Raw genomic sequence first — 12,967 nt, forward strand, 5'->3', positions numbered from 1 at the left:
CTGGATAAACCCCGCAGCTGCGGGGATAAAGCCTGGGTGACCTGACCGGCCTTTGGCGGCAGCAGATCGTCTGTTGAATAGGAACGAGGACCATGAAAAAAAATTTAACGAGGACTGATTTAAGCGACGTCCCACTGGCGCATACGCACCCGGCAATGCTTCATGGCATTGACGATGTGTTTTTCCACCAGCGCCTTGGAAATCCCCAGGTGCTCGGCGATTTGCGGGTGTGACAGGCCTTCGATCTTGCGCAGCAGAAAGCTCTCGCGACACAGCCGTGGCAACTCCGCCAGCGCGCGCTGGAGCATGTCCAGGCGCTGACCGTGATCGAGGCTGTTGTGGGGCGAAGGGATGAAGTAGCGTTCTTCGCTGTCGAGCACATCCAGAGACTCGACCTGACGCAAGGCATTGCGTCGATGGTCGTCGATCACCAGGTTGAGCGCGGTGCGATAAAGGAACGCCCGGGGTTGTTCGATCGGCGTGTCGCTGGAACGCTCCAGTACCCGCAGATACGCGTCATGCACCACATCTTCGGCCACCTGGCGGTTGCCTAGCCTGGCGTTCAGGAAACACACCAGCTCGCGATAGTAGTTTTCCAACATGACTCCCGGCCGCACGGGGTGCGGTTTCTATCCTTGAACCAGATCTGCCACCGCCCAAGTAGGCAGTGGCACGATGATGGCGATTTCGAGTGTGTAATTTATAGTAATTCTCATATAGATTTAAAGCGCTGTTTCTATTTGCCTGCTAAATAGTGCTGTCCTATACCTTTGACTTTGTCTGTCACTCAAAGCCTCAACGCTTAAATTCCCCGCCCCTTCCCTCGTCTACAGGACAGCTCCCCGTGGCTGTCGGTCCTCCGACAGCGTTCAGCTGTCGCCAGGTTTGGCACGCCTGCTGAATGACGGGCCGAATCCCATTGGCCGGAACCCTGCATGAAACGTCCCCGTCACACCCGACGCGCCCTGCTTGTTGCCCTTTGTCTGATCCCCGTTATCGCCATCGCGGCCTGGCAGGTTTTGCCGCCCGGTCGTGATCGGTTCGCCACGGTCCAGGTCGCGCGCGGCGACATCGAAAGCAGCGTCACGGCGCTGGGAACCCTGCAACCGAGGCGGTATGTCGATGTCGGCGCCCAGGCCTCCGGGCAGATCCACAAGATCCATGTGGAGGTCGGTGACGTGGTCAAGGAAGGCCAGTTGCTGGTGGAAATCGATCCCTCCACCCAACAGGCCAAACTCGACGCCGGGCGTTTTTCCATCGACAACCTCAAGGCGCAGCTGCAGGAGCAACGGGCACAACACGACCTGGCCCGGCAGAAATATCAGCGTCAACAGAACCTCGCCGCCGGCGGCGCGACACGGGACGAAGACGTGCAAACGGCCCAAGCCGAACTGCGCACCACCCAGGCGCGCATCGACATGTTCGAGGCGCAGATCCGCCAGGCCCAGGCCAACCTGCGCAGCGATCAGGCCGAACTCGGCTATACGCGCATTTACGCACCGATGAGCGGAACGGTCGTGGCCCTCGATGCCCGCGAAGGCCAGACCCTCAACGCCCAGCAACAAACGCCGCTGATCCTGCGCATCGCCAAACTGTCGCCGATGACGGTCTGGGCCGAGGTCTCGGAGGCTGACATCGGCCACGTCAAACCCGGCATGACCGCCTGGTTCACCACGCTCAGCGGCGGTAACCGGCGCTGGAGCAGCACGGTGCGGCAGATTTTGCCGATACCGCCCAAGCCGCTGGATCAGACCAGCCAGGGCGGCGGCAGTCCAGCCAGTTCCAGTAAAAGCGGGACGGCCCGCGTGGTGCTGTACACGGTGCTGCTGGACGTCGACAACGCCGACAACGCGCTGATGGCGGAAATGACCGCCCAAGTGTTCTTCGTTTCCAACCAGGCAAAAAACGTCCTTACCGCGCCGGTCGCCGCCTTGCAGGGCGGCCCGCAGGCCGACAGTCAAACGGCTCGGGTGGTCGCCCAGAACGGCAGCATCGAGCAACGGACCGTGCGCACCGGCATCAGCGACCGCCTGAAGGTGCAGATCCTCGACGGACTGGCCGAAGGCGATCACCTGTTGATCGGCCCCGCCGACGGCAGCGGAGGTTGAATGCAAACGCCTCTGATCGACCTGCAGGACATTCGTAAATCCTACGGTGGCGGCGACGCGCCTGAAGTTCATGTGTTGCGCGGCATCGACCTGTCGATCCACGCCGGGGAGTTCGTGGCGATCGTCGGTGCTTCCGGCTCCGGCAAATCGACGCTGATGAACATCCTCGGCTGCCTCGACCGGCCAACGTCCGGCGAGTATCGGTTCGCCGGCGAAAATGTCGCGGCACTCGACAGCGATGAACTGGCCTGGCTGCGCCGCGAGGCATTCGGTTTCGTGTTTCAGGGGTATCACCTGATTCCGTCCGGTTCGGCCCAGGAAAACGTCGAGATGCCGGCGATCTACGCCGGCACCCCAGCGGCCGAACGCCACGCCCGCGCCGCCGCCCTGCTCGACCGTCTCGGCCTGGCAGCACGCACCGGCAACCGTCCGCACCAGCTCTCCGGCGGCCAGCAGCAACGGGTGTCCATCGCTCGCGCATTAATGAATGGCGGCCACATCATCCTCGCCGACGAACCCACCGGTGCCCTCGACAGCCACAGCGGCGCCGAGGTCATGGCACTGCTCGACGAACTGGCGAGCCAGGGCCATGTGGTGATCCTCATCACCCACGACCGCGACGTGGCGGCCCGGGCCAAACGCGTGATCGAAATCCGTGACGGCCTGATCATCAGCGACAGCGCCCGCGACAACCCCGCCGTGCAGGCCTCGGCCAATCCCGGTGCGCTGCAAGCGGTGGATTTGCGCAAGCGGCTGAGCGAAGGCAGCGAGGCCACCGGTGCCTGGAAAGGCGAATTGGTGGATGCGATACACGCGGCCTGGCGGGTGATGTGGATCAACCGCTTCCGCACCGCCCTGACGCTGTTGGGGATCATCATCGGCGTCGCCTCGGTGGTGGTGATGCTGGCGGTCGGCGAAGGCAGCAAGCGTCAGGTCATGGCGCAGATGGGCGCGTTCGGCTCGAACATCATTTACCTCAGCGGCTCCGCTCCCAACCCGCGCACGCCGCCGGGCATCGTGACCCTGGATGACGTCGCCGCGCTGGCCAGCCTGCCGCAAGTCATGCGAATCATGCCGGTCAACGGCGCCGAAGCCGGGGTGCGCTTTGGCAATCTCGACCATCTGAGCTACGTCGGCGGCAATGACACGAATTTTCCGGCGATCTTCAACTGGCCGGTGGTCGAGGGCAGTTACTTCACCGAGGCCGATGAACGCAACGCCGCGGCGGTCGCGGTGATCGGCCACAAGGTGCGCAGCAAATTGCTCAAGGACGTCACCAACCCCATCGGCCAATACATCCTGATCGAAAACGTGCCCTTTCAGGTCGTCGGCGTGCTCGCAGAAAAAGGCGCCAGCTCCGGCGACTCCGACAGCGACAACCGGATTGCCGTGCCCTACTCGGCCGCCAGTGTCCGGCTGTTCGGCACCCACAACCCCGAATACGTGGCCATTGCCGCGGCCGACGCGCGCAAGGTCAAAGCGACCGAAAAGGCCATCGAGCAGTTGATGCTGCGCCTGCACGACGGCAAACACGATTTCGAACTGACCAACAACGCCGCGATGATTCAGGCCGAGGCGCGCACGCAAAATACGCTGTCGCTGATGCTCGGTTCGATTGCGGCGATCTCGCTGCTGGTGGGCGGCATCGGCGTGATGAACATCATGCTCATGACCGTGCGCGAACGGACCCGGGAGATCGGTATCCGCATGGCCACCGGCGCTCGTCAGCGCGACATATTGCGCCAGTTCCTCACTGAAGCCGTGATGCTCTCGGTGGTCGGCGGGATCGCCGGCATCGCCCTGGCGCTGATCGTCGGCGGCGCATTGGTGCTCAGCAAAGTCGCGGTGGCCTTTTCCCTGGCGGCGGTCATCGGCGCCTTCGCCTGCGCACTGATCACCGGCGTTGTCTTCGGCTTCATGCCGGCCCGCAAAGCTGCCCGACTCGACCCGGTCACGGCCCTTACCAGTGAATGATCGATCTATGAAACCGCAACTGAGCCTGTTGACCCTTTGCCTGTTACTCGGCGCCTGCAGCCACCCGGCTGCGCGCCCGGACAGCGGCATTCCACCACCGCCGGCCTGGCAATCGCCACACGATGAAAGTGCCTCCCGGACGAGTCGACAATGGTGGACGCAGTTCGGCAGCCCGCAGCTTGATCGCCTGATCGAACAGGCCCGCGTCGGCAGTTATGACCTCGCCGCAGCCATCGCTCGGGTGCATCAGGCCCGGGCCGACACGGTGATTGCCGGCGGCTCGCAGTTGCCGGAGATCAAGGCCGGCATGAACGCCAACCGCCAGAAATTGCTGCGCGGCAACGGCTATAGTCAACTCGATGCCGACAGCAGCAACAAGGCCGTGGACTACTTTGACGCCAACCTCAGCGCCAGTTACGAGATCGACTTCTGGGGCGGCAAACGCGCGTCCCGGGACAGTGCGCAATTCGGGCTGCGCGCCAGCGAGTTCGATCAGGCCACGGTTGAATTGACCTTGCTCAGCGGCGTGGCCAACAGCTACGCGCAAGCCTTGTCGCTGGATGAACAAAGTCGCATTGCCGAGCTGAACCTGGCCAATGCACAGAACGTTTTGAAACTGGTGCAGACCCGTTTCGACTCAGGCTCGGCCACCGCGCTGGAACTGGCCCAACAAAAAAGCCTGGTGGCGGCGCAACAACGGCAATTGCCGCTGATTCGCCAGCAAGCCGAGGACGCCCGGATCAGCCTCGCCGCCCTGCTGGGCCGACCGGTTCAGCAACTTCCGCCCAGCCACGAATCCTTCGAGCAACTGCAATGGCCTGCCATCGATGCCGGATTGCCCAGCGAACTGCTCAGCCGCCGCCCGGACATCGCCCGCGCCGAAGCGCAACTGGCCGCCGCCCAGGCCAACGTCACGGTCGCACGCGCAGCCATGTTGCCCGCCGTGACCCTCAGCGCCGACATCGGCTCGGGCGCCAACACGGCCAGCGACATTCTGCGCAGCCCGTTCTACAACCTCACCGCCGGGCTGGTCGCACCGATCTTCAACAACGGCCGCCTCGGTGCCGAGCGCGACAAGGCCACGGCCCGCCAACAAGAACTGCTGGAAGCCTACCGAGGCGCGATCATCAATGCGTTTGCCGACGTCGAAAAAGCCCTCAACAGCATTCGCGGCCTGGATGAACAGCGGCAGTGGCAACGCGAAGAACTGAACCAGGCCCAGGCCGCGTTCAACATTGCGCAAAGCCGCTATCAGGCTGGCGCCGAGGATTGGCTGACGGTGCTGGAAACGCAGCGCACGCTGTATGCGGCGCAGGACTCGAATGTGCAACTGCGGTTGTCGCGGTTGCAGGCGAGCATTGCGTTGTACAAGGCGTTGGGTGGGGGGTGGCAGGTGCTTTGATCGAGGTTATCCGTCACCAAAAACTGTGTGGCGAGGGAGCTTGCTCCCTTGCCACAAGTGCCTGGCTTACGAACTCAGCGGCTTGACCTTCAGATTCCGCGCATACCATGGCCGTTGCGGCACTCGCCGGAACAAATCCGCGAGTTTCTTTTCATCCGTACCGAAGGTAATGCGCAGCGCCAGCTTCATGGTTTCCGGGTCCATTTCCACCGACTTGCCGACCTGCAATCCCGGCGTAGTGCTGCAACCGTGGGTGCTCGGGCCGAGCCACGGATCATCGACTTCAACCCAGCGCCCCGGGGCGAACCAAGGCACGCCATTGACCTCAAGCCGACTGAGCTCCCCCGGATGGAAACGCTCGTGGGCGCGGAACCAGTCTTCCAGGCGATCGTCGATCCAGCCATGGAAGTGCCAGAACACCGGGTTCACGTGGGATGAAAACGGGTCACCGAGGAAGTCGTTTTCCGGCGCATACCAGCGCGCGGCAAAGTCCGCCGGATCCCGGGCAAAAGGCACCGGCTGACCGTTGGAGGGATCCCGTGGCACCGAGGCCCAGCGCATGTGCAGCCAGTCGTGCAGCCCCAGTTCCACCTCCGAACCGAACTGCCCCAGGGTCAACTTCGACAGATAACGCGGGTCGCGGTAACGGGATTCCCATACCTGAAAATTGCTGTGGTAGGTCTCGGCAGTCTTGATGTCGCTGACCCACTGGGTGTACTCGGTGTCTTCGGCGGCCAGCCAGGTGGGCGGCAGCGCCGTGCCATCGTGATTGTCGAAATAGCGGGCGAAGCCCTGACGGTCGCGTTCAAGCTCCGGCTGCGGCATCGGGAAGCTCGACCAGGACGGCAGGTCCTGCATCGAACGCGCCGTGCCGAGCATGTGCCGGTGCATGAAGAAAAAGTCGATCCCCGAGCCGTTACGGTCTTTGCGCGGCCCCCGGGCATCGCGCTCATTGCCTCGCGGGCCCGGCTGCCAGCCGATGCCGCGCAAGGCGCCCTGTTGGTCCTTGGAGAGTTTGTGCCATTTGTCCCGCGAGGCGTGCCAGAGCTGGTGGAACAAACGGTGCTCGGGGGAAATCAGCCACGCCAGTAACGGCGGATTCAACCCCACACGCTCACGGGCTTCGGGAAACAGCCGTTTGCGCGCGACAAAGCGATTGTCCAGTTCCAGCAAACCGAGCGGGCGATCCAGGCGCAGGATCCGCCCGCTGAGGGTGCCACTGCCGGCATTGCCGAAATCGGCCCAGACCTCATCGAACGTGACCGCCAGCTCATAAGCCGGCGCGCCGTTGGCCGATTGCCGATCGATCAGGCGCCAGTACAGCTGGCTGGCGTCAGGCGACACCAGGTCGCCGATCACCCGATAACGCGGCTCGGCTTCACCGCGTAACTGCTGCGCGGTATCGAGGCAGCCACGCAGGCCACGGCCGCGCTGAGCGATGTCGAGAAACAGCTCCAGCCCGTGCTGCGGTAAACCGTCGAGGCCCGCTTGCGAACCTTCGAAGCGGATATCCCAGATGCCTCGCAGCGAGTTGGCCAACTGCTGACCCGCGGTGTCCGCGAGGTCGACCGTCGCCTCGCCGGGGGTAATCGTCGGGTCCGGCTTCGTCCATTCGCGATGCCCATAATAAGCCGCAGGCACGGCAGCGCCAGTCAGCGCCAGGCCTGCCATGAACCATCGTCGAGAAATCGTCATTGCCCTACCTGTGTCAGCCATGAAGCAGGCTTTATCCAAGCTAGAACGTTTGTTGTGCGGGGAAATTTAAGCGTGCCAAACACATTCCCCTGTGGCGAGGGAGCTTGCTCCCGCTCGGCTGCAAAGCAGTCGTAAATCCGGCGCATGCGGTGTGCCTGGCAGAACGAGGTTGCAGGTTTCAGGACTGCTTCGCAGTCCAACGGGAGCAAGCTCCCTCGCCACAGGTATCTCGCTATCTCCTAATTTTTTCTGCCAGCCACTCGTTCCTCCCAGATAGCAAAGGCCCCTGCGCCTGCACCGGGGCGGCGAACCTGACAGAGATGGCAATGACAAAACCACGTTCGAAAAAGGCTCTTTACATCGGCCTGCCGCTGGCCCTGGCGATCAGCGCCGGCGCGGGCTTCGCAGTCTGGTATTACGGGTTCAAGGACAACCCCGGTTACCCGATCAAGGTCATGCAACAGGCCGACGAGTTGCACGAGCGCATGCTCTCCTTCGATAGCCACATCAGCCTGATGCAGAACTTCGGCACCCAGGGCAATGAAGCCGACAAGGATGGCGAGGGCCAGTTCGACCTGGTCAAGGCCAACCGCGGACGCCTGTCCGGTGCGGCCCTGACGATTTTCGGCTGGCCGGAACTGTGGAATGGCGCCAACGCGCCGCACAAGCCCACCGCCGGTTTTGTCGAAGAGGCACGCAACCAGCAGGAGATCCGCTACAAGATTATTTCCGGGATGGTCCGTGATTTTCCCAATCAGGTCGCCATTGCCTACACCCCCGACGATTTCCGTCGCTTGCACGGCGAAGGCAAGTTCGCGATTTTCATCAGCATGCTCAATGCCTACCCGCTGGGCCACGACCTGAACCTGCTGGACCTGTGGACGGCACGCGGCATGCGCATGTTCGGCTTCAGCTACATCGGCAATAACGACTGGGCCGACTCTTCGCGCCCCTTGCCGTTTTTCAACGATTCGCCGGATGCCCTCGACGGCCTCTCGGACCTGGGCAAGCAAGCGGTGCATCGTTTGAATGATCTGGGCGTGATCATCGACGTATCGCAAATGTCGACCAAGGCCCTGGAGCAAGTCGCGCAATTGAGCCGCACACCGATGGTCGCTTCGCACTCGGCGCCACGGGCGATGGTCGATATCCCGCGCAATCTCAGCGACAAGGAAATGCAGCTGATCAAGAACAGCGGCGGCGTGGTGCAGGTGGTCGGTTTCTCCCAATACCTGCGCCCGCTGACCCAGACCACCCAGGACAAACTCAACGAACTGCGCAAAGCGTTCGACCTGCCGCCCCTGCCGAACCTCGCCATGGCATTGATGCCGGGCGATCCGGTCATCGCTGCCTGGCCCGAGAAAAAATTCGGCCAGTACGCCAGCCGTCTCTACGCGATTCTCGAAGAAGAACCCAAAGCCAGCCTCAAGGACCTCGGCGACGCCATCGATTACACGGTGCGAAAAATCGGCATTGACCATGTCGGCATCAGCTCCGACTTCAACGAAGGGGGCGGCGTCAAAGGCTGGGAAAACGTCGGTGACATTCGCAATGTCACGGCGGAACTGATCTCGCGCGGCTACTCCGAAGCAGACATCGCCAAGCTCTGGGGCGGCAACTTCCTGCGGGTCTGGGATCAGGTGCAGAAAGCCGCCAAGCCGGCGCTGATTTCACAACAAGGCACGAGCACACCATGAGCGATCGTCGCACTTTTCTGAAACAGGCCGGAATCCTCGCCGCCGGCCTGCCGTTGACTGCCGGCCGGGACAACGTCGCCAACGCCACGCCAGTGCCCTCGCTGCCTGGGGACAAATGGGCGCAACTGCGGCAGCTGTTCAACCAGGATCCGGATTACCTGCATTTCTCCAATTTCCTGATCACCTCGCACCCAAAACCTGTGCGTGAAGCGATCGAGATGCACCGTGCCGCCCTCGATAAAAACCCCGGGTTGGCGATGGACTGGGACCTGGGTGTGATCGAGCAGCGCGAAGAAGAGGTGCGTGTCTGGGCCGGTCGTTACCTGCAAGCCAATGCCAGACAGATCGCCTTGACCGGCAGCACCACCGAAGGCCTGGCGATGATTTACGGCGGCGTTCATGTACGCCCCGACCAGGAAATCCTCACCACCGCCCACGAGCATTACGCGACCCACACCATTCTCGATCTGCGCACCCAACGGGACGGTACTCGGGTGCGCAAGATCAGGTTGTTCAAGGATCCGCAGACGGTGTCCAAAGCGGAGATCCTGGCCTCGATCGACCAGAACATCAAACCGCAAACCCGTGTACTCGGCATGACCTGGGTGCACTCCGGCAGCGGCGTGAAACTGCCGATCGCCGACATCGGCGCACTGGTGGACAAGCACAATCGCGGCCGCGCCGATCAGGACCGCATTATTTACCTGGTCGACGGCGTGCACGGCTTTGGTGTCGAGGACTTGAGTTTTCCCGCCATGAACTGCGACTTCTTCATCGCCGGCACCCATAAATGGATGTTCGGTCCCCGTGGCACAGGCATCGTTTGCAGCCGCAGTGAAGAGGTCAAATACGTCACGCCGATCATCCCGACCTTCTCCGAAGCCACGGCCTTCTCCACCACCATGACGCCGGGCGGCTACCACTCGTTCGAGCACCGCTGGGCGCTGAACGAAGCCTTCAAGCTGCATTTGCAATGGGGCAAGGCCGATGTTCAGGCGCGTATCCATGCCCTGAACAGCCATATGAAAAAACGCCTGCAAGCGCACCCGCAGATCGAACTGGTCACGCCCGTGAGTCCCGAGCTGTCATCCGGTTTCAGCTTCTTTCGGGTCAAGGGCAGAAGCAGCGACAAGATCGCCGCCTGGCTGATGCAAAACCGCGTGATCGCCGATGCCGTGGAGCGCGACGTGGGCCCGGTGATCCGCACGGCGCCGGGGCTGCTCAACACCGAAGCTGAAGTCGACCGCTTCATCGCGTTGCTCGGCAAACAGCTCTGATCGCCAGCCCCATGGTTAATGTCGTAATGCGATCTGTAGCAGCAGGCTTCGCCAGCTGCTACAGAGATTTGCGTCGCGGCGGAAGTTGCCCCCTGATCCCTTTTCTTTTTATCGAGAGCAATGATGAACAGTGAGCTGCGTAGCTTTTCCCTGAAGACGCTCCCCGCACTGGCCTTCGCCGCCGTGGTTGCAGGCCTGCTGCCGGGTGCCGCTCAGGCCGCCGCCCCCGCCCCGCCCGGCAAAGTGTTCAAGGACTGCAAGCACTGCCCGGAGATGGTCGTGCTGCCCACCGGGACTTTCACCATGGGCACCCCGGACAATGAGGTAGGCCGCGAGCCCGACGAAGGTCCATTGCACCCGGTGACCTTCGCCAAACCGCTGGCCATCAGCCGCTTTCAGGTGCTGGCCGGCGAGTGGGACGCGTACCTGCGCGACAGCGGTTACCTCATGCCCGACGGCGACACCCGGCCGGGCCGCGAGTGCAAGGCCGGCGTGCCGCGCTATGAACGCACGGCCAGGCATCCGGCGGTGTGCATGAACTTCCCCGAGGTCAATGCCTATGTGGCCTGGCTCTCGAAGAAGACCGGCAAGCACTATCGACTGGTCAGCGAATCGCTGCGTGAGTATGCCGCCCGCGCGGGCAGCAGTGGCCCGTTCCCCTTCCCGTTCGATGAAGGCAAGGAATACAGCATCGCCAAACACGCCAACACCTACGGCGCCGCCGATGGCTACAACTTCACCTCACCGGCGGGCAGCTTCCCGGCCAACGCCTTCGGCGTGTACGACATGCACGGCAACGTCTATGAGTGGACCGCCGATTGCTACAACGACAACTACGTCGGCGCACCGAGCGATGGCAGCGCCTGGTTGACCGGCGAATGCACCGCCCGGCGCATTCGCGGCAATGACTGGGGTGAAGCACCGGTGTTCTCGCGTTCGGGCAACCGTAATGCCACCTTCCCCGACACCCGTGGCGACTGGCTCGGTTTTCGCGTCGCGCGGGATCTTTGAGGCTCCCACCTCCTGTCGCATGACCTGCAACAAACCCGTGCGCGGCTAAATCGCCGCCCACGGGTTTCGTCTTTCAAGCAGCCAAACTCTTGAACCTTTGCCCTTTAGCGGCACTTGAAGCGGAAACTTCCATGACCTCAAAATCCCGCGGAGCCTTCAGTGAAGTCCTCGGCCTGCTCAGGCCTTTCCGGGTCATCGTTGTGGTGTCGATCATGCTCGGCATGCTCGGTGGCCTCAGCATCACCGCGTTACTGGCGACCATCAATGACGCGCTGAACGCCGCCGATACCCCGTCGACCCGGGTGTTGGCAACGTTTATCGGCCTGTGCGCAGTGGCGTTGCTGACGTCGATCCTGTCGGACATCGGCACCAACCATGTCGGGCAACACATCATTGCCGGGCTGCGTAAATCCCTGGGGGAAAAAGTCCTGTTGGCACCGATCGTACAGATCGAGCGCTTCCGCAGTTATCGACTGATTCCGGTGCTGACCCATGACGTCGACACCGTCAGTGATTTCGCCTTTTCCTTCGCGCCGCTGGCCATTGCGTTCACCGTCACCCTCGGCTGCCTGAGCTACCTGGCCTACCTGTCGTTGCCGATGTTTGCCTTGCTGCTGGTGGCCCTGGTGATCGGCACCGCGCTGCAATACGTGGCCCGGACCAAGGGCATCAAGGGTTTCCAGGCGGCTCGCGAAGCCGAGGACGAACTGCAAAAGCACTACAGCGCGATTGCCGCCGGCGCCAAGGAACTGCGCATCCATCGTCCGCGCCGCCAACGCATGTTCAGCCAGCGCATCGAAGGCACCGCTGACTTCATCTGCAACACGCACATCCGCGCGGTCAACACCTTCGTGGTGGCCAAGACCCTTGGCTCGATGCTGTTTTTCGTGGTGATCGGCCTGGCGCTGGCCCTGCAATCGCTGTGGCTGGGCACCGATAAAGCGGTACTCAGCGGGTTCGTGCTGGTGCTGCTGTACATGAAAGGCCCGATGGAATACCTGGTCACCACCCTGCCGGTGGTCAGCCGCGCCAACATTGCGTTCAAGCGCATTGCCGACCTGGCGGAGCAATTTTCTTCACCGGAACCGCACCTGCTGCTCAGTGACAAAGACGCGCCGAAACCGGTGGTCGAACACCTTGAAATGCGCGACGTGCATTTCGCCTTCCCGACGGTGGACGGCAGCAAGCCCTTCGCCCTCGGGCCGGTCAACCTGTCCATCGCCCAGGGCGAGATCGTGTTTATCGTCGGCGAGAATGGCGGCGGCAAGACCACGCTGATCAAGTTGCTGCTGGGGCTGTATGCGCCCCAGGGCGGGGAAATCATCCTTAACGGTAAGCCGGTCCTGGCGCATAACCGCGACGACTATCGCCAGTTGTTCACCACGATTTTCGCCGACTACTACCTGTTCGACGAATTGGTGCAAGGTGAGCAGAACGTTCCCGAAGACGCCAACCGTTACCTGGAACGCCTGGAAATCTCGCACAAGGTCTGCATCCGCGATGGCGCCTTCAGCACCACCGACCTGTCCACCGGTCAGCGTAAACGCCTGGCCCTGTTGAACGCCTGGCTGGAAGAACGCCCGGTGCTGGTGTTCGACGAGTGGGCGGCCGACCAGGACCCGGCCTTCCGGCGCATCTTCTACACCGAGCTGTTGCCGGAACTCAAATACCTGGGCAAGACCATCATCGTCATTTCCCACGACGACCGTTACTTCGATGTCGCCGACCAATTGGTGCGAATGGAAGGCGGCAAGCTCGTCGCACAAAAGAAACCGTTGGCGACCGCCTGAACGATCCACCGCC

The 12,967-nt window shown here is 62.4% G+C and carries 9 protein-coding genes; 7 read left to right on the forward strand and 2 right to left on the reverse strand.

Features of this window, described 5'->3' with window-relative positions; genetic code table 11:
- Positions 1-119 precede the first annotated feature (119 nt).
- The gene (locus tag LOY28_RS19990; protein WP_018925353.1) at positions 120-602 is read right to left on the reverse strand and encodes a sigma-70 family RNA polymerase sigma factor; all 483 of its coding nucleotides are present in this window, start codon (positions 600-602) and stop codon (positions 120-122) included.
- Between the two features lie 333 nt (positions 603-935).
- Here LOY28_RS19990 and LOY28_RS19995 point away from each other — a divergent pair, with 333 nt between their 5' ends.
- From LOY28_RS19995 to LOY28_RS20005, 3 genes are read left to right on the forward strand one after another with little or no spacing between them, the layout of a single operon-like run.
- A complete protein-coding gene (locus tag LOY28_RS19995; protein ID WP_258612421.1) occupies positions 936-2,108 on the forward strand; it encodes an efflux RND transporter periplasmic adaptor subunit in 1,173 nt (390 codons plus the stop codon).
- Positions 2,109-4,082 (forward strand): MacB family efflux pump subunit, encoded by a 1,974-nt coding sequence (locus LOY28_RS20000; RefSeq protein WP_258612422.1) that lies wholly within the window; start codon positions 2,109-2,111, stop codon positions 4,080-4,082.
- A 7-nt stretch (positions 4,083-4,089) separates the two neighbouring features.
- Complete coding sequence (locus LOY28_RS20005) at positions 4,090-5,484, forward strand: efflux transporter outer membrane subunit (RefSeq protein WP_258612423.1); 1,395 nt, start codon at positions 4,090-4,092, stop codon at positions 5,482-5,484.
- Between the two features lie 66 nt (positions 5,485-5,550).
- On the opposite strand, the gene LOY28_RS20010 is transcribed toward LOY28_RS20005, so the two are convergent.
- Positions 5,551-7,179: a PvdJ/PvdD/PvdP-like protein gene (locus LOY28_RS20010; protein WP_258612424.1), complete on the reverse strand. Its 1,629-nt coding sequence runs from the start codon at positions 7,177-7,179 to the stop codon at positions 5,551-5,553.
- Between the two features lie 326 nt (positions 7,180-7,505).
- On the opposite strand from LOY28_RS20010, the gene pvdM reads away from it, so the two are divergent.
- The 4 genes from pvdM (at position 7,506) to LOY28_RS20030 (ending at position 12,954) form a co-directional block, all read left to right on the forward strand.
- Positions 7,506-8,876, forward strand: coding sequence for a pyoverdine-tailoring dipeptidase-like protein PvdM (gene pvdM / locus LOY28_RS20015; protein ID WP_019579940.1), 1,371 nt, complete (start codon positions 7,506-7,508; stop codon positions 8,874-8,876).
- Positions 8,873-10,153, forward strand: coding sequence for an aminotransferase class V-fold PLP-dependent enzyme (locus LOY28_RS20020; protein WP_258612425.1), 1,281 nt, complete (start codon positions 8,873-8,875; stop codon positions 10,151-10,153). The genes pvdM and LOY28_RS20020 overlap by 4 nt, the downstream gene beginning before the upstream one ends.
- 123 nt (positions 10,154-10,276) lie before the next feature.
- Positions 10,277-11,164, forward strand: a complete 888-nt coding sequence (locus LOY28_RS20025) for a formylglycine-generating enzyme family protein (protein WP_258614493.1) — start codon at positions 10,277-10,279, stop codon at positions 11,162-11,164.
- Positions 11,165-11,295: 131 nt separating this feature from the next.
- The gene (locus LOY28_RS20030) at positions 11,296-12,954 is read left to right on the forward strand and encodes a cyclic peptide export ABC transporter (RefSeq protein ID WP_258612426.1); all 1,659 of its coding nucleotides are present in this window, start codon (positions 11,296-11,298) and stop codon (positions 12,952-12,954) included.
- The last annotated feature ends 13 nt before the right edge of the window (positions 12,955-12,967 follow it).

Source organism: Pseudomonas sp. B21-017, from assembly GCF_024749245.1.
Lineage (GTDB): Bacteria > Pseudomonadota > Gammaproteobacteria > Pseudomonadales > Pseudomonadaceae > Aquipseudomonas.